This window comes from Marinobacter santoriniensis NKSG1 (genome assembly GCF_000347775.1).
Lineage (GTDB): Bacteria > Pseudomonadota > Gammaproteobacteria > Pseudomonadales > Oleiphilaceae > Marinobacter > Marinobacter santoriniensis.
In genome coordinates this window covers 108,381-124,752 of record NZ_APAT01000016.1, presented here as the reverse complement: position 1 = coordinate 124,752, position 16,372 = coordinate 108,381, and the positions used below count along the sequence as shown (strand labels likewise).

The 16,372-nt window shown below is 58.3% G+C and carries 14 protein-coding genes; 7 read left to right on the top strand and 7 right to left on the bottom strand.

The features are described 5' to 3' along the window. Positions 1-293: 293 nt before the first annotated feature. The 7 genes from rimP to pnp all read left to right on the top strand — a co-directional run bounded on the left by rimP (position 294) and on the right by pnp (position 9,053). A complete protein-coding gene (gene rimP, locus MSNKSG1_RS11660; RefSeq protein WP_008939477.1) occupies positions 294-755 on the top strand; it encodes a ribosome maturation factor RimP in 462 nt (153 codons plus the stop codon). A 55-nt stretch (positions 756-810) separates the two neighbouring features. Further along, the gene (gene nusA, locus MSNKSG1_RS11655; protein ID WP_008939476.1) at positions 811-2,304 is read left to right on the top strand and encodes a transcription termination factor NusA; all 1,494 of its coding nucleotides are present in this window, start codon (positions 811-813) and stop codon (positions 2,302-2,304) included. Between the two features lie 18 nt (positions 2,305-2,322). Then, entirely contained in the window at positions 2,323-4,887 is a 2,565-nt protein-coding gene (gene infB, locus MSNKSG1_RS11650; protein WP_008939475.1) for a translation initiation factor IF-2, read from the top strand. Then, the gene (gene rbfA, locus MSNKSG1_RS11645; protein ID WP_008939474.1) at positions 4,887-5,318 is read left to right on the top strand and encodes a 30S ribosome-binding factor RbfA; all 432 of its coding nucleotides are present in this window, start codon (positions 4,887-4,889) and stop codon (positions 5,316-5,318) included. The genes infB and rbfA overlap by 1 nt, the downstream gene beginning before the upstream one ends. After that, positions 5,315-6,241 carry a tRNA pseudouridine(55) synthase TruB gene (truB, locus tag MSNKSG1_RS11640; RefSeq protein ID WP_008939473.1) on the top strand — a complete coding sequence of 309 codons (927 nt, stop codon included), beginning with the start codon at positions 5,315-5,317 and terminating at the stop codon, positions 6,239-6,241. The genes rbfA and truB overlap by 4 nt, the downstream gene beginning before the upstream one ends. Before the next feature lie 78 nt (positions 6,242-6,319). After that, complete coding sequence (gene rpsO, locus MSNKSG1_RS11635) at positions 6,320-6,589, top strand: 30S ribosomal protein S15 (protein WP_008939472.1); 270 nt, start codon at positions 6,320-6,322, stop codon at positions 6,587-6,589. Positions 6,590-6,938: 349 nt separating this feature from the next. Beyond that, entirely contained in the window at positions 6,939-9,053 is a 2,115-nt protein-coding gene (gene pnp, locus MSNKSG1_RS11625) for a polyribonucleotide nucleotidyltransferase (RefSeq protein ID WP_227498012.1), read from the top strand. Positions 9,054-9,118: 65 nt separating this feature from the next. Here pnp and MSNKSG1_RS11620 read toward each other — a convergent pair whose 3' ends face one another. The 7 genes from MSNKSG1_RS11620 to livH form a co-directional block, all read right to left on the bottom strand. Next, positions 9,119-10,003 carry an alpha/beta hydrolase gene (locus MSNKSG1_RS11620; RefSeq protein WP_008939469.1) on the bottom strand — a complete coding sequence of 295 codons (885 nt, stop codon included), beginning with the start codon at positions 10,001-10,003 and terminating at the stop codon, positions 9,119-9,121. Further along, positions 9,973-11,841, bottom strand: a complete 1,869-nt coding sequence (locus MSNKSG1_RS11615; RefSeq protein WP_008939468.1) for an Lnb N-terminal periplasmic domain-containing protein — start codon at positions 11,839-11,841, stop codon at positions 9,973-9,975. Before MSNKSG1_RS11615 ends, MSNKSG1_RS11620 begins: the two co-directional genes overlap by 31 nt. 81 nt (positions 11,842-11,922) lie before the next feature. After that, a complete protein-coding gene (locus MSNKSG1_RS11610) occupies positions 11,923-12,387 on the bottom strand; it encodes a DUF3015 domain-containing protein (protein ID WP_008939467.1) in 465 nt (154 codons plus the stop codon). Between the two features lie 247 nt (positions 12,388-12,634). Then, entirely contained in the window at positions 12,635-13,336 is a 702-nt protein-coding gene (locus MSNKSG1_RS11605) for an ABC transporter ATP-binding protein (RefSeq protein ID WP_008939466.1), read from the bottom strand. A gap of 9 nt (positions 13,337-13,345) precedes the next feature. Further along, on the bottom strand, positions 13,346-14,101 hold the full coding sequence (gene livG / locus MSNKSG1_RS11600) for a high-affinity branched-chain amino acid ABC transporter ATP-binding protein LivG (protein WP_008939465.1): 756 nt from the start codon (positions 14,099-14,101) through the stop codon (positions 13,346-13,348). Between the two features lie 6 nt (positions 14,102-14,107). Further along, positions 14,108-15,379, bottom strand: coding sequence for a high-affinity branched-chain amino acid ABC transporter permease LivM (locus MSNKSG1_RS11595; protein ID WP_008939464.1), 1,272 nt, complete (start codon positions 15,377-15,379; stop codon positions 14,108-14,110). Further along, positions 15,379-16,302 (bottom strand): high-affinity branched-chain amino acid ABC transporter permease LivH, encoded by a 924-nt coding sequence (gene livH / locus MSNKSG1_RS11590; protein ID WP_008939463.1) that lies wholly within the window; start codon positions 16,300-16,302, stop codon positions 15,379-15,381. The genes MSNKSG1_RS11595 and livH overlap by 1 nt, the downstream gene beginning before the upstream one ends. Positions 16,303-16,372 lie beyond the last annotated feature (70 nt).

The following is a 16,372-nucleotide window of genomic DNA, read 5'->3' as shown; positions in this document are numbered from 1 at the left end:
GGCCGTTTTTTTTGGTCAGTCCTTGACCAGTTCCGTTGGCGTCTCTATACTCCGGCGGATATTGGAGCCGGTGCCGTTAGTGCCTCGGTTTCCTGGCAGGCCAGGTGTCTGTCAGCAGGAAGTGGATAGGTGTTTTTCCTTCCTGTGAGTTCTTGCAACAAAGGGCCCCAATTGAGGGGCTTTTTGATTAAGGGGCCTGGCGCATCGGGCCCTGGTGCATAAAAAGGGCTGATCAACAGCCCTTTTTTTGTTTGTGGGCCGGTTAAAAATTCCGAAATGGAGATGGCGTTACTTTGTCAGCCAAGCTTAAACAACTGGAAGATCTGCTTCGCCCGGTCGTCGAAGGGTTAGGGTACGAGTTCTGGGGGATTGAATTCCGCTCCCGGGGGCACCATTCCCTGTTGCGCGTCTTTATTGACGATGAGGAGAACGGCATTGGTATTGATGACTGCGAGAAAGTGAGTCGTCAGATCAGTGGCGTTATGGACGTTGAGGACCCAATCCAGACCGAATACACGCTGGAAGTATCCTCTCCGGGTATGGATCGTCCTCTGTTTCGTCTCGAACAGTACGAGGCATTTGCGGGCCATCAGGTGCAGATTCGTCTGCGCATGGCCTTTGAAGGTCGACGCAAATTTCAGGGCCTGATCAAGGGTATCGAGGGAGAGGATGTGGTGGTCGTTGTTGATGATCACGAATACGTGCTGCCATTCGACAGCATTGAGAAGGCGCACATCGTTCCCGTTTTTGAGTGATTCGAATTGAACAAGTCTGTAGACGCACAGTTTATTTTGAGGGCAGGGCAATCCAATGAGTAAAGAGATCTTGCTGGTGGTCGAATCCGTCTCGAACGAGAAGGGTGTCGAGAAGGACGTCATTTTTGAAGCGATCGAGCTGGCGCTCGCTACCGCTGCTAAAAAGCGCTATGAGGACGAAGAAGCCGACATCCGGGTTGCCATTGATCGCCGGACCGGTGAGTACGAGACGTTCCGTCGATGGCTGGTTGTCGACAACGATCAGGTGCCGGCCCTCGGGACCGAGCTGACGCTTCAGGAAGCGGAAGAAATCGACACGAACCTGAAACCGGGCGACCTCTACGAAGAGAAGGTCGAATCCGTCTCCTTCGGTCGCATTGGTGCACAGGCGGCAAAACAGATTATTTTCCAGAAGGTCCGGGAAGCCGAACGCTCCAAGATCGTGGACAGTTACCGCGACCGCGTTGGCGAGCTGGTGTCCGGCACCGTAAAGAAAGTGACCCGGGATAATGTCATTGTCGATCTCGGCAGCAACGCCGAAGCACTCCTGCCCCGTGAGAACCTGATTCCTCGTGAAACGTTCCGCATGGGCGACCGGGTGCGTTCCCTGCTGCTGGAGATTCGTACGGACCACCGTGGGCCGCAGCTGATTCTGAGCCGGACCGCGCCGCAAATGCTGGTGGAGCTGTTCCGCATTGAGGTTCCCGAGATCGCCGAGGAACTGATCGAAATTCGTGGGGCTGCCCGTGACCCGGGTTCCCGGGCCAAGATTGCGGTTAAAACCAATGATCGCCGTATCGATCCGGTGGGCGCCTGTGTGGGCATGCGTGGTTCCCGCGTCCAGGCTGTTTCCAACGAGCTTGGCGGTGAGCGTGTCGACATCGTGCTGTGGGACGACAATCCGGCCCAGCTGGTCATCAACGCCATGGCGCCTGCCGAGGTGGCATCCATCGTGATCGATGAGGATCGGCACACGATGGACGTAGCGGTGGCCGAGGACAACCTGGCCCAGGCCATCGGTCGTAACGGTCAGAATGTGAGACTGGCTACCGAACTGACGGGCTGGACTCTGAATGTCATGACCGAAGAGGAAGCGGGTGAGCGTCAGGAGCAGGAATACAACCGCCTGTTGGATCGCTTCACTTCGAACCTGGACGTTGACGAGGAATTCGCCGGCGTTCTGATCGAGGAAGGCTTCACCTCACTGGAGGAAGTGGCCTACGTGCCCATGGAGGAGATGCTGGCGATCGAAGGTTTTGACGAAGAAACCGTAACCGAACTCCGGCGCCGGGCAAAGGATGTCCTGTTGAACCAGGCCATCGCAAGCGAGGAAGCTCTCGAGGGTTCCGAGCCGGAGGATGATCTGCTGGAAATGGACGGTATGGATCGCGCTCTGGCATTCAAGTTGGCAGGTATGGGTGTTCGCACCATGGAAGACCTGGCTGAGCAGTCGGTGGATGACCTGCTCGAGATCGAAGGTATGGATGAAGAGCGTGCCGGTCAGTTGATTATGACGGCGCGTGCCCCCTGGTTTGAAGACCAGGCTTAATTCGGGAGGAGGACCAGTATGGCTGAAGTGACGGTAAAACAACTGGCCGAGGATGTAGGCGCTCCCGTGGATCGTTTGCTGAAGCAGATCGTTGAAGCGGGACTGAAAGCCCGCTCTGAAGACGACTCTGTTACCAGCGATGAGAAGCAGCAGTTGCTGACCTATCTGAGAAAAACCCACGGTGAGGCGGATTCAGAACCCCGCAAGATCACCCTGAAGCGCAAGACCACGACCACCCTCAAGGCTGGCAAGGCCAAGACGGTGAACGTGGAGGTTCGCAAGCGTCGCACGTACATCAAGCGCGCTGAGTTGCAGCCTGAAGCGGAAGCGCCCAAAGCGGAAGACATGGCAGAGGAAGCGGTACCTGCTGAGAGCCCGGCCCCGGTGGCTGATGAGGCACCGAAGGTAGCGGCAGAGGCCCCAGCGACAGAGACCGATAAGCCTTCCGAACCAGAAGTGGCTGCAACGACAGAGGCCCCCGCTTCCGAAGAGCCGGCTTCCGAGGCCGCTGAAGCTCCGGTGGAGCCGGAAGTCGCTCCGGAGGATGTGCCCATTCCGCCGCCTGAAAAAGAAGGCAAGGATCGCAAGCCGAAGAAGAAGAAGGAAAAGGGGCGTGATCGCGGTGAAGAAATCGAAGAGGGCAAGCCGAAGAAGAAGCAGGCTGGTCATCGTGGTCCCCGCAGTCGTCCGGTAGAAGAGCCGGTGATTCTGTCGGAGGACGAGGAAGAATCTGCGCCGCGTAAATCGCTGCGTATGAAAAAGAAACCCAAAGAGAAGCGTCATGGCTTCGAGAGGCCGACCAAACCAATGGTCAGAGAAGTAGAGATTCCTGAAACGATTACCGTGGGCGATCTTGCGCAGCGTATGGCCGTCAAGTCGGCCGACGTCATCAAGACCCTGATGGGCATGGGCGTGATGGCCACCATCAACCAGGCTCTGGATCAGGAGAGCGCTGTTCTGGTGACCGAAGAGCTTGGACACAAGGCCAAGCCGGTCAGCGAGGACGCCTTCGAGGAGGAAGTGCTCAGCGAGCTTACCGGTGAGTCCGAGGGTCGCGAGAAGATCAAGCGCGCCCCCGTGATCAGTGTCATGGGTCACGTTGACCACGGCAAGACCTCTTTGCTGGATTACATTCGTCGCACCAAGGTTGCGTCGGGTGAGTCCGGTGGTATCACCCAGCATATCGGTGCCTACCATGTAGAGACCGACCACGGCATGGTGTCCTTCCTGGATACCCCGGGCCACGCGGCGTTCACGGCCATGCGTGCCAGGGGTGCTCAGTGTACCGATATCGTTATCCTCGTCGTGGCCGCCGATGACGGCGTCATGCCGCAGACCAAAGAAGCGGTCGATCACGCTCGCTCTGCGGGCGTGCCGATTGTGGTTGCCATCAACAAGATGGATAAGGAAGAGGCGGACCCGGATCGGATCAAGAATGAGCTGGCGGGTATGGACGTGATCCCGGAAGACTGGGGTGGTGACACCCAGTTCGTACCGGTATCGGCGCATACAGGACAGGGCATTGATGATCTGCTCGAAGCGGTATTGCTGCAGGCCGAGATCCTTGAGCTCGAAGCGTCCCCGGATGCCCCTGCCAAAGGTGTTGTGGTGGAGTCCAGCCTTGAGCGTGGTCGCGGCTCTGTCGCCACGGTTCTGGTCCAGAACGGTACCCTGCGCCAGGGCGACATGGTCGTTGCAGGCTCCTTCTTCGGTAAGGTGCGTGCCATGACCGATGAGGCGGGCAAGCAGGTCAAGGAAGCAGGGCCTTCCATTCCGGTGGAAATCCTGGGTCTGAACGGCACTCCGGACGCCGGGGATGAATTCTTTGCGGTTGCGGATGAGAAGAAGGCCAAAGAACTGGCCGAATTCCGTCAGACCCGCGAGCGGGAACAGCGTCTGCAGCGTCAACAGGCCGCCAAGCTGGAGAACATGTTTGAGAACATGGGCAAGGACGAAGTCAAGAACCTCAATGTGGTTCTGAAGACCGACGTCCGTGGTTCCCTGGAGGCCATTACCAAGGCGCTGCTCGACCTGGGTAACGACGAGGTTCAGGTCAAGATTGTTTCGTCCGGTGTTGGTGGTATTGCCGAGACCGACGTCAGCCTGGCGGCGGCAACCAATGCTGTCATTTTCGGCTTCAACGTTCGTGCCGACTCGGCTGCCAAACGCCTGGTCGAGCAGGAAGGTCTGGACCTGCGGTATTACAGCATTATCTACAACCTGATCGATGACGTGAAAGCTGCCCTGACGGGTATGCTGGCGCCCGAGTTCCGCGAAGACATCGTCGGCATTGCCGAAGTTCGTGATACCTTCCGCTCGCCGAAGTTCGGCCAGGTTGCCGGTTGTATGGTGGTTGAAGGTACGGTTTACCGTAACAAGCCGATTCGGGTACTTCGGGATAACGTCGTGATCTTCGAAGGCGAACTGGAGTCCCTGCGCCGCTTCAAGGACGACGTCCAGGAAGTTCGCAACGGCATGGAATGCGGTATCGGTGTTAAAGGTTACGATGTAAAAGTCGGCGACCAGATCGAGGTCTTCGATCGCGTCAAGGTTGAGCGCAAGCTCGAATCAACGGGGGCCTGATGGCACGCGAGTTCAGTCGTGTAGATCGCATTGGCGATCAGATGCAGCGGGAGCTGGCCCAGCTCATCCAGCGGGAAGTCAAAGACCCGCGGGTGGGAATGGTGACGGTCAATGACGTGAAAGTCAGCCGTGACCTGGGCTATGCCGACATTTACGTGTCGCTGTTGTCGACCGAAGAGTTGACCGAAGAGTCCCCGGAAGTGAAGGAATCGCTGGCCGTGCTGAACAAGGCGGCTGGCTTCCTGCGCGGTCAGGTGGGGCGCGCCATGAAACTTCGCGTGGTTCCCCATCTGCGTTTTCACTTCGATACCCTGCTGGGGCAGAGTCGGAAAATGGATCGGCTTATTCGTGAGGCAGTTGGTGACAAGCCGGCCGTGCCACGGGACGATAATGACGATCCGGTATCGGATAATCCGGAGCGCGACGCTTGAGCCGAAGACGCAAAGGACGCGACGTCAATGGCATCCTGGTGATTGATAAGCCCCTGGGTGTTACATCCAACGGTATTCTTCAGCAGGTAAAGCGCCTCTACGGTGCCGCGAAAGCCGGTCACACCGGCGCCCTCGATCCGCTCGCGACCGGCGTGTTGCCCTTGTGCTTTGGCGAGGCGACCAAGTTCTCCCAGATGATGCTGGACAGCGACAAGGCCTATGTCACCACGGCAAGGCTGGGTGTCCGGACCGAAACCGGGGACAGCGAGGGTGGCGTTGTGGAGGAAAAGCCCGTACCTCCGCTGACGAAAGAAGCGGTGGAAGAGGTGCTGGACCGTTTTCGCGGCGAGATAGCCCAGGTCCCTTCCATGTACTCGGCCCTCAAGCACAAGGGACGTCCACTCTACGAATATGCCCGCGAGGGCATCGAAGTGGAGCGCCCCGCAAGGCCGGTGACCATTCATGAGCTCACCCTGCTCGAACTGCGAGACCAGGAAATGGATCTCGCGTTCAGTTGCACCAAGGGTACGTATATTCGCTCACTCGTCGAAGACATCGGCGAAGCGCTTGGCTGTGGCGCTCATGTGAGTGCCTTGCGCCGAACCATGGCCTCCGGTTACACCCTGTCGAATGCCCATGTCGTGGGCGAGCTGGAAGCGATGAGGGAGCGGGGCGAAAGCCTCGACGGCCTGCTTCTTGCCCCCGACAGTGCGCTCTCAATGTTTCCAGAGACCCGCCTGGGCGGGCCACCACTGGTGTCGATATTGAACGGCCAACAAGTTAGAATAGAAGGTCAGGTCGACAAGGGTTTCGTTCGCGTATACGGTGATCGGGGCTTTGTCGGGTTGGCAGAAGCTTTTCCGGACGGCGAGCAAACGTTACTCGTGCCTCGTCGGCTGGTAAAAGGCAGCGCCGGACGATAGTCGAGGCGCTGTATAGCCGGGCTGTAGAGATGCGCGGTTCGGCCGGATTTCCAAGCATCGCAACCAATGAGGTGAAATATGGCACTTTCTGCCAATGAAAAAGCACAGATCGTTAAGGATTATCAGCAAGGCGATGGCGATACCGGTTCCCCTGAAGTTCAGGTGGCACTGCTGAGCGCCAACATCGACAAGCTGCAGGATCACTTCAAGGCCAACAAGCAGGATCACCATTCCCGCCGTGGCCTGATCCGGATGGTAAACCAGCGTCGTAAGCTGCTGGACTACCTCAAGCGCAAGAACGCCGACCGTTACCTGGAACTGATCCAGCGTCTGGGCCTGCGTCGCTAATCCGGTCTTTACGACCTGGGGTCTGTTTCCGGTGCGGAAGCAGGCCATCAACCGGCAACCTGCGGGGGGCCGGTTGAGCTTTTCCCCGCACCCTTGAAAATCTGCAGCTGATTTGTCGGTGATTTCCAGGGTTCCCTGTCGTAACCGAAAGCCGAAATTGATAGCAGGTTGTTGAAAAGCCCCGGCCCTTTTCTGGTGCCATTGTCATCCCAGGGTTTTTGCAACAGCCTGTTAGCTTTCAGACGGGTTGCCTGCCGATCTCCCCACAATCCTGCAGCTCTCGGTGGTTTCCGGACGAACCGGAAAGCACGTTGATTATTTGAAATATTTGCAGGAGTTTTTCGTGGAACTGAAACCTGTTACGAAAACATTTGAGCTGGGTGACAAGACCGTCACTCTGGAGACCGGTCGCATTGCGCGTCAGGCAACGGGTGCCGTTCTGGTGACCATCGATGACGTATCCGTGCTGGGTACCGTCGTTGGTGCCAAGGAACCCAAGCCGGGCCAGGGTTTTTTCCCGCTGACCGTTAACTACACCGAGAAAACCTATGCCGTTGGCAAGATCCCCGGTGGCTTCTTCAAGCGGGAAGGTCGTCCTTCCGAGAAGGAAACCCTGACCAGTCGCCTGATTGACCGTCCGATCCGTCCGCTGTTCCCCAACGGCTACATGAACGAGGTTCAGGTCGTACTGACGGTAATGTCGGCCAACAAGACCCAGGACCCGGATATTGCCGCGATGCTGGCAGCCTCTGCTGCGCTGGCCATTTCCGGTATCCCGTTCGATGGCCCGATCGGTGCCTCACGCGTTGGCTTTACCGATGAGCGTGGCTACTTCCTCAACCCGACTTTCCAGGAACTCGAGACCTCTCAGCTGGATATGGTTGTGGCCGGTACAGAAGACGCGGTTCTGATGGTTGAGTCCGAAGCTAAGGGCCTCACAGAAGACCAGATGCTGGGTGCGGTGCTGTTTGCCCATCAGCAGATGCAGACTGCGGTCACCGCTATCAAGGAATTTGCAGCGGAGAATGGCAAGCCGCGTTGGGAGTGGCAGCCTGAGACCGAAAATACCGAACTGCTGAACCTGATCAAGGGTGAGTTCGCCGGTGCCATCGAGGAAGCCTATAGCATCCGCGACAAGATGGCCCGCTACACTCGTCTGGGTGAGATCAAGTCAGCCGCCGTCGAGAAATTTGCCGGCGAAGAGGAAGGCCAGCCTTCCGAGGAAGAGGTCAAGAAATACTTCGGCAAGATCGAGAAGACCGTGGTTCGCCAGCAGGTTCTTGATGGCAAGCCGCGTATCGACGGACGTGACCACAAGACCGTTCGTCCGATCGAGATCGAAGTAGGCGTCCTGCCGAGCACCCACGGTTCTGCCCTGTTTACCCGTGGCGAGACCCAGGCCATTGTGACAGCCACACTGGGCACCGCCCGTGACATGCAGATCATCGATGCCCTCGAGGGTGAGCGCAAGGATCCGTTCCTGTTCCACTACAACTTCCCTCCGTATTCCGTCGGTGAAGCCGGTCGGATGGGCAGCCCGGGTCGTCGCGAGATCGGTCACGGTCGTCTGGCCAAGCGTGGTGTGGCCGCGGTCATGCCGACGATTGAAGAATTCCCCTACACCATCCGTGCGGTTTCCGAGATCACCGAATCCAACGGTTCCAGCTCCATGGCATCGGTGTGTGGCTCCAGTCTGGCGCTGATGGATGCGGGCGTGCCCCTCAAGGCGCCGGTGGCCGGTATTGCCATGGGCCTGGTCAAGGAAGGCGACAAGTTTGCCGTTCTGACCGACATCCTGGGTGATGAAGATCACCTGGGCGACATGGACTTCAAGGTTGCCGGTACCAAAGACGGTGTCACCGCGCTTCAGATGGACATCAAGATCAACGGCATCACCGACGAGATCATGGAACTTGCCCTGGAGCAGGCCCACGAAGCGCGTCTGCATATTCTGGGTGAGATGAACAAGGTGATTGCCGAGTCGCGTCCGGAGCTCTCCTCCCGCGCGCCGAGCATCACGACGATCAAGATCCATCCGGACAAGATCCGTGACGTCATCGGTAAGGGTGGCTCCACGATTCGTGCTATCTGTGACGAGACCGGAGCCTCCATCGATCTGGACGACGATGGCAATGTGAAGATCTATGCCGATAACCAGGAAGCCGCTCAGGCAGCGGTAAACCGCGTCAAGGAAATCACGGCGGAGATCGAGGTCGGTGCCATCTACAAGGGTCGCGTTGAGCGCATCGTTGATTTCGGTGCTTTCGTGAACATCCTGCCCGGCAAGGACGGCCTTGTGCACATTTCCCAGATTTCCGACCGTCGGATCGAGAACGTCACTGACGAACTCAGCGAAGGTCAGGAAGTGCTGGTAAAAGTGCTGGACGTCGATAACCGTGGTCGCGTCAAGCTGTCCATGAAGGAAGTCAAGGAAGGCGAGCAGCCGACCGACTTTTCCGAGTGAGACCGGGGCCGGTCAATAACCGGCCTTTGAATGAAAAACCCGCCGCTTTGGCGGGTTTTTTCGTTTCAGCCGCCGGTCTTTTCGAGAAACTTCAGCAGTGCCTGCCTGTAAGCCGGTATCACGAAAGTTGATGCATGGGGCGTATCCGTGCGGAGAAACTGTTTTGGCTGTTTTGCGGCCTCGTACAGGGCGAGACCATCGTGGAACGGGATGATCCCGTCCCGGACGCTGTGAATGATCATGACAGGAACGGGGCTGATGTCGCCGATCCGGTCCACCCCCTCATAATCGTCCGGTATGGTCCAGCTCAGGGGGATCTGGAACGGCCAGGTCAGCCAGAAACTGCCCAGCTTCTCGCGGGCAATGGCCCGGAATCCAGAAAAGGTGCTGTCGAAAATCGCGCCTGACAGGGGCGGCTGTTCTCCCCGCGTTTGCCATTCGCTGGCCAGCGCGATGCCAAGCCCGCCGCCAAGGCTCTGCCCGAGAAGAAACACGGGACCTGTTTGTGCCGGGGCATAGCCTGCCAGCCAGCGCATTCCCACTTCCACGTCGTGCAATGAACCCTCCAGGTCCGGCGAGCCCGTGGATTCGCCGTAACCCCGATAGTCGATTGTAAAAACGTTATAGCCCTCGGGGGGTAGCCAGGCCACATTGAAGATGTGGCTGCTGATGTTCTGGGCATTGCCGTGCAGGTAATAGATCGTGCCTTTGGGCGTTGAACCGTTGGTTTCGGCCGGCAGCCACCATCCGTGCAGGGTTTCGCCATCGGCCGTGTCCAGATAGATGTCCTGGTAATCCAGGTTGAGACGGTCCGGGGTAACGTAGGTGACCTTGTCCGGATAGAAAAACACGCTGCTACAGCCGCTTTGACTGATGGCGGCCGCAACCAGTGCGAGCGCGGTGAACAGTTGTCGAACGATCAGAAATAGAGATGAAGGCCGGCTTGCCATGTGCTCTGGTACCTGTCGTAGTGTCTTTCCCGATTGAGCTGGCCATACAGGCTGATGTCCCGGGACACATGCCAGGAGGCGCGTGCGTACAGTTCATCCTGTCGGTGCTGGCTGCTTACAATCCAGGCTTTCGATCTGACGCCGAGCATGGTGCTCAGTCGAGTCCCCTGATGGATCACGCCAAGATCCGCCCCCGGCGCAAAATCGTATCCACGCTTCAGGTCGTCATCCACTTCCAGATCGGCGGTGGCCATAGCGTAGCCCTGGAACCAGGGGCCAAGTCGCCAGCTACCGCCCGCGCCGCCATCGAGATAGGGCGACAACACCCGCTTGTCGCCGGTTTCCGTTCGTCGTGCGCCGACCCCTACCTGCCAGGACAATGGTGAAAAGAACTGGTTGCGAGGGCTCAGGGAGCGAATTTCGACCGCCGTCAGCTGCTCCAGCTGGAGTTCGTTGTTATCCGCGTAGAGACGGGCGTCAAGACGAAGAAACTGGAGCTGCGCACCGGGTCGATATCCCTCGGGCGGATCCAGAAGATCGTGGTAGGCCGGTCGTACCGTCAGTTGGGTAAAATTCCGGTCGTCGAGTCGACCTCCACCCAGGCTGAGCCGAAAAGTATCGTGGCCCTGATCGTCCCGGACATCGGGCTCCGGGGGTGTCGGGATCGGATCGACATCCTCGATCTGGCTGCGTGCCACCAGGAGGTTACGCGACAAAGGTGCAGAATAGTCCCTCGGCCACTCTTCCTCGCCGCTCTGATAGCGCACGTAATCGTAGGCGGCATCGAGGACGTGGGCCCGGTCCTCATCGCTGAGGGCGGCCAGTTCGGCCCCGTCAGGTTTGACATAACCATTGGCAATAGCGGCAGCCAGCGTCTGTTGCTCGTCGGGAAGTGTCGAGACTTCATAGCTCACGGTCGTGCTCGCCGATGGCCGGTAATAGACCTGCTTTACCAGGTTCTTGTCGACGACCCAGCGTACCGTATCCGAGGGAATGGCGTGGGTGGTCACTTTGTCCAGAAGATTGGTTCCGGGCCTGGCCACATCAATGAGTGCAAGGAGACGGTAGGCGCAGTTTTCATCAAAAAAGTAGTAGTCGAAATTCTTGTCCTCGACTTCCCAGGCATGGGCGAGCAGGCGGTCAACCTCTTCGTCGCTGAGGTTGAGTCGATATTCCCACAGATCCCGGTTCTCGATATCGGAATAGAGTTTGACCTTCTCATAGTAGGGCTGAACGGTGGTTATTCCCGGATAACCGCCGAAGATGCCCCGATAGGCGAACATCAGCTCGTTGTCCCTGGCACCGGCATCGGCGGCGTAGGAAATGGTATTGGCGAGCAGAAGGTTGGTGTGCTCGTCATCACCGGGCGGATCGAGCCGGAGAAACGTGTGGCCAAACATGGAGGACGGGCTGTTCAGATAGGAGGCCGCGAACACCAGGGTCACGGTTTCTGTATTCAGCTTTGACCGCCAGGCGTCGTACGCGGGACAGGAAACCTCGGTCCTTGGCAGTTTGAGAGTCTTGCGTAGCCACGCATCACGGGCCGGAAAACGGCATCGAGCATGCTGGTCGCCTCCGCCCGGTTTCTGGATGGCCGACAATGTGGCTTTCAACTCCGCCTCTGGCGAATGTTTTCCGTTTTCACTGAGGAAAAACGAGGGATCGTCGGCCTGGCTGGTATACCCGTCCCCGAACGTATCGGGCCGGTAATTTCCAAGGGTAAGCCAGACAGGATCTTTCGACAGTGTGTTGAGGTCGGGGCGTTCGGCGGCCTGGAGTTGAACACTGAACAAGAGCCACAGTAAGGCGTGCCCGGTACGACGGAGGGTAGTGCCCATGGGAAATGATCTATCCGGCTTGGTAAAGAGAGTGATGAGGCGCCATCCGTGGCGCCGTGTCATCCCTGGGTGAGCGCGCGATTAAGCGGGAACGTACTTGCTCAGGGTCTGGTCCTGTTCCATCAGCGCCAGGATGGAGTCCACCGCCTGGTCGGATGTGGTGTCAGAGCTCGGGAAGATCGTTGCAAAGTTGTCCTGCAGTACCTTGCGGAAAGTGCTGCGGTCGGCTTCATCAACACCCAGCAGAACGGCGAGTGTATCGAGGTTCTCACCAGAACCGCGGGACATGTCACGCGCCACCTTGTCGATATTGCTGTTCATGTACATGGCCATGGACTGAACGGCCTCGTTGGTGCGACAGCCCAGGGTGCCAGTGGTCATGCCGAACGTCTGGTTGCCAAAACTACCATTGGTGGTGGCGGCCAGAACGTGTGGAGCAATGCCTGACTGGCCCTTCCAGATCATGGCACCAACACCACAGCCCGGCTGAGCGAAGGCCATGGAAGAAGCACCCAGAAGAATTGCACCTGCGATCAGTTTTTTCATTATCCACTCCTTGTATTGATTTTGCTGTCGTCGCATTGACCGCCGGGCCAGCTCAAGGCCGGCCCGGCAGAAACGGCCCTGACGGGATCCTGTGGAGACAGGGAGACCGTTGTCTGAAGTATAGTTCAAAACTGATATAAGGAAACGTAACAGTCGGTGAGTAATTGATTTCCGTTGAAAAATCGGGGGATAAAAAAACAGGGCTTCCGGAGAAGCCCTGTTTCGTTTGGTGGAAGATGAGTGAGGATCAGCCGCCGAGGTAGGCGTTGCGGACGTCCGGATTGGCCAGCAGGTTGGCACCGGTATCGTGCAGCCGGATCCGGCCGGTTTCCAGTACATAGCCTCGATCGGCGAGGCTCAGGGCCTGGTGGGCGTTCTGTTCGACCAGGAACACCGTGATGCCTTCTTCCCTGAGCTGACCGATGATCTCGAAGATCTGCTGGATCACGATTGGCGCCAGTCCCAGTGACGGCTCATCCAGGATGATCATCCGGGGCTTGCTCATCAATGCCCTGCCGATGGCCAGCATCTGCTGCTCGCCACCCGACATGGTACCGGCCCTCTGTTGCTCCCGCTCCTTCAGGCGGGGAAAGAGCTCGTAGACATGGTCCTGGCTCTTCCGGATCTCGGCCTTGCTGTTGAAGAAGCCTCCCATGTGGAGGTTTTCCTCGACGGTCAGGCCGGAGAACACCCGGCGCCCTTCCGGAACAATGGCAATACCCGATCGCATGATGCTGGCGGTCGGTGCATGGGTTATATCCCGGCCTTCCAGAAATACGCTGCCGGAACTTGCCTGAGGCGATCCGCAGACGGTCATCAGCAGGGTGGTCTTGCCGGCGCCATTGGCACCGATGAGCGATACGATCTCACCCTGGTTGACCTCAACGGAAACACCGTGCAGCGCCTCGATCTTCCCGTAATGGGTATGAACATTCTCAAGTACTAGCATGGTAATTCCTCAGGCCTCACCCAGATACGCTTTGATCACGTCATCGTTGTTGCGGATCTCTTCCGGTTTGCCACTGGCCAGGGGGCGCCCCTGGTTGATGACGTTGATCCGGTCGGAGATATCCATGACCAGGCTCATGTCGTGCTCGATCAGCACCACGGACACGTTGTAGTCCTCCTTCAGGCTGACGATCAGCTGGTTGAGGTCTTTCGTTTCCGCCGGGTTGAGGCCTGCGGCCGGTTCATCGAGCATCAGTAACCTGGGCTCGGTCACCATGCAGCGGGCAATCTCCAGCCGACGCTGCTGGCCATACGCCAGGTTGCCGGATTCCCGGTTGGCCAGATCGATCAGGCCGACACGCTCCAGCCAGTACCGCGCCCGTTCCAGGGATTTTTTCTCCCGCTCCCGGTAATTGGGGGTTTTCAGGAGACCCGCGATCAGGTTGGTGTTCAGGTGCCGATGCTGGGCCACCAGCAGGTTTTCCACCACCGTCATGCTGTTGAACAGCCGCACATGCTGGAAGGTTCTTACCATTCCCAATCGGGATATTTTGTAGTCGGGTTTGCCCTGGATTTCCTTGCCCTGGAAAAGGATCTTGCCCCCGGTTGGCCGGTAAAAACCGCTCATACAGTTGAATACGGTTGTTTTACCGGCCCCGTTGGGGCCGATGATCGAGACAATTTCCCGCTCCTGGACATCCAGGGATACCTGGTCCACCGCCAGCAGGCCGCCGAAGCGCATGGACAGATTCTGTACTTCAAGCATCGTCCGTTACTCCTGCCTGTTCAGTTCTATATGAATACGGCGCATGGGCATCAGGCCCTGGGGTCGCCAGACCATCATCAGTACCATGGCGGCACCAAAGATGAGCATCCGGTACTCGGAGAACTCGCGGGCCAGCTCCGGCAGTATGGTGACGGCAATGGCTGCCAGGATGACACCGATCTGCGAGCCCATGCCGCCGAGCACCACGATGGCCAGAACAATGGCCGATTCCAGGAACACGAACGATTCCGGACTGATGAAACCCTGCTTGGATGCGAAGACGGTACCGGAGAATCCCGCGAAAAACGCACCAATGGTAAAGGCAGACAGCTTGACGGCGGTCCGGCTCAGGCCCAGGGAGCGGGCGGCAATTTCGTCTTCACGCAGAGCTTCCCAGGCGCGGCCGACCGGCATCCGCATGAAACGGCGGATCACCATGGCGGTGAATACCGCCAGTACCAGTGCGATCAGGTACAGGAAAATCACCTTGTGCTCACCGGAATAGGCAATGCCGAACGTGTCGTGAAATGAGGTATTGCCTTCGCCCTTGACCCGTCGCCCGAACTCCATGCCGAACAGCGTCGGATCGGGAATCCCGCCAATGCCATTCGGGCCACCGGTGAGGGTGGTCCAGTTGTTCAGGAGGATCCGGATGATTTCCCCGAAACCGAGGGTCACAATGGCCAGATAGTCGCCCCGGAGTCGCAGGACCGGGAAGCCGAGCACCAGACCGAACAGGGCGGCCAGGCAGGCGCCGACGGGAAGGGCCATCCAGAAGGAAAAGTCGGCGTACTGTGCCAGCAGCGCGAAGGTATAGGCCCCGACGGCATAGAACGCGACGTAACCCAGATCGAGCAGGCCAGCCAGGCCGACAACCACATTCAGGCCCAGCGCCAGCATGATGTAGATCAGTACCAGCGTGGCGAGATCCACTGCGCCCCGGGACACGAAGAACGGCCAGAATAACGCCAGGACCACGATCCCGGTAATGACCCAGGACTCGATTTTGGCACGCTTGTTCTCGGCCATGGGTTCCTTGTGGGCGCGGGCACTCAGGAACGGCAGTTCCCGGACCCGGTCCATCAGTCGTTCGCGGAACAATTGGAATACGAAGACCACGATGACGGCAATGAAAATGGCAATCACGGTGGAAGTGTCAGCGCCAGTGAGGGTGACGCTGATGCCCTGAGCCTCAAGATTGAGCCCGAGGATCGGGTAGGAAATGATCAGTGTGATCAGTGCGCTGAAGAACGCGTGTCGAACATTGTTAGCAGCCATCAGATCTTCTCAACCTCCGGTTTGCCGAGCAGGCCGGTCGGTTTGAACAGCAGGATTAGAATCAACAGGCCGAACGAGACCACGTCCTTGTATTCCCCGCTCAGGTAGCCGGAGGTCATACTCTCACCCACACCCAGGATCAGCCCACCCAGCATGGCGCCGGGAATGCTTCCGATGCCCCCCAGAACCGCCGCCGTAAAGGCCTTGAGCCCGGCGATAAAGCCGAAGAGCGGGTCGATGGAGCCGTAGTACATGCCCAGCAGAAGGCCCGCGACCGCGGCAAGCGCCGCGCCGATGACGAAGGTGGCGGAAATGATCCGGTTGGTGTCGATGCCCAGCAGGTTGGCCATCCCGAGATCCTGGGAAACGGCGCGACAGGCGCGGCCTGTACGGGAGCGGGAGATGAATACCGACAAGGCCGTCATGCAGATCAGGGTGGTGATGAATATGGTGATCTGCATGTAGGAGATCTGGGCCTGGAAGGTGTCCGAAGAACCGAACGTAAAGCCACCGTGGATCAGGGCGGGAAAGCCGATGTTGCGTGATCCCTGGGCGAGGTGAACGTAGTTCTGCAGGAAGATGGACATGCCGATCGCCGAAATCAGCGGAATCAGACGGTGTCGCCCGCGAACCGGACGATAGGCGACCCGCTCGACAGCCCAGCCCATGGCGCTGGATACGATCATGGCGCAGATCAGGGCGACGATAAGGACCAGGGGAAGCCAGGTAACACCGAGCGTTGCCAGCCCGGTAATGGTAATCAGGGCCGTGTAGGCGCCGATCATGTAGATTTCACCATGGGCAAAGTTGATCATGCCGATGATGCCGTAAACCATCGTGTAACCGATGGCGATCAGGGCGTATGTGCTCCCGATCGTCAGCCCATTTACGAGCTGTTGAAAGAAATACAGGAGGTCTTGCATTGTTTTTGAACTCCGAAAGCCCGCTCCCTCCACTTCCGTACCGACAGACCGGGTTTTCCGCTCAGAGGGT

Bases quoted from the DNA above. Each gene is read 5' to 3' on its own strand.
- nusA (WP_008939476.1), top strand. From the start codon at position 811: ATGAGTAAAGAGATCTTGCTGGTGGTCGAATCCGTCTCGAACGAGAAG.
- infB (WP_008939475.1), top strand. From the start codon at position 2,323: ATGGCTGAAGTGACGGTAAAACAACTGGCCGAGGATGTAGGCGCTCCC.
- rbfA (WP_008939474.1), top strand. From the start codon at position 4,887: ATGGCACGCGAGTTCAGTCGTGTAGATCGCATTGGCGATCAGATGCAG.
- rpsO (WP_008939472.1), top strand. From the start codon at position 6,320: ATGGCACTTTCTGCCAATGAAAAAGCACAGATCGTTAAGGATTATCAG.
- MSNKSG1_RS11620 (WP_008939469.1), bottom strand. From the start codon at position 10,003: ATGGCAAGCCGGCCTTCATCTCTATTTCTGATCGTTCGACAACTGTTC.
- MSNKSG1_RS11615 (WP_008939468.1), bottom strand. From the start codon at position 11,841: ATGGGCACTACCCTCCGTCGTACCGGGCACGCCTTACTGTGGCTCTTG.
- MSNKSG1_RS11610 (WP_008939467.1), bottom strand. From the start codon at position 12,387: ATGAAAAAACTGATCGCAGGTGCAATTCTTCTGGGTGCTTCTTCCATG.
- MSNKSG1_RS11605 (WP_008939466.1), bottom strand. From the start codon at position 13,336: ATGCTAGTACTTGAGAATGTTCATACCCATTACGGGAAGATCGAGGCG.
- livG (WP_008939465.1), bottom strand. From the start codon at position 14,101: ATGCTTGAAGTACAGAATCTGTCCATGCGCTTCGGCGGCCTGCTGGCG.
- MSNKSG1_RS11595 (WP_008939464.1), bottom strand. From the start codon at position 15,379: ATGGCTGCTAACAATGTTCGACACGCGTTCTTCAGCGCACTGATCACA.
- livH (WP_008939463.1), bottom strand. From the start codon at position 16,302: ATGCAAGACCTCCTGTATTTCTTTCAACAGCTCGTAAATGGGCTGACG.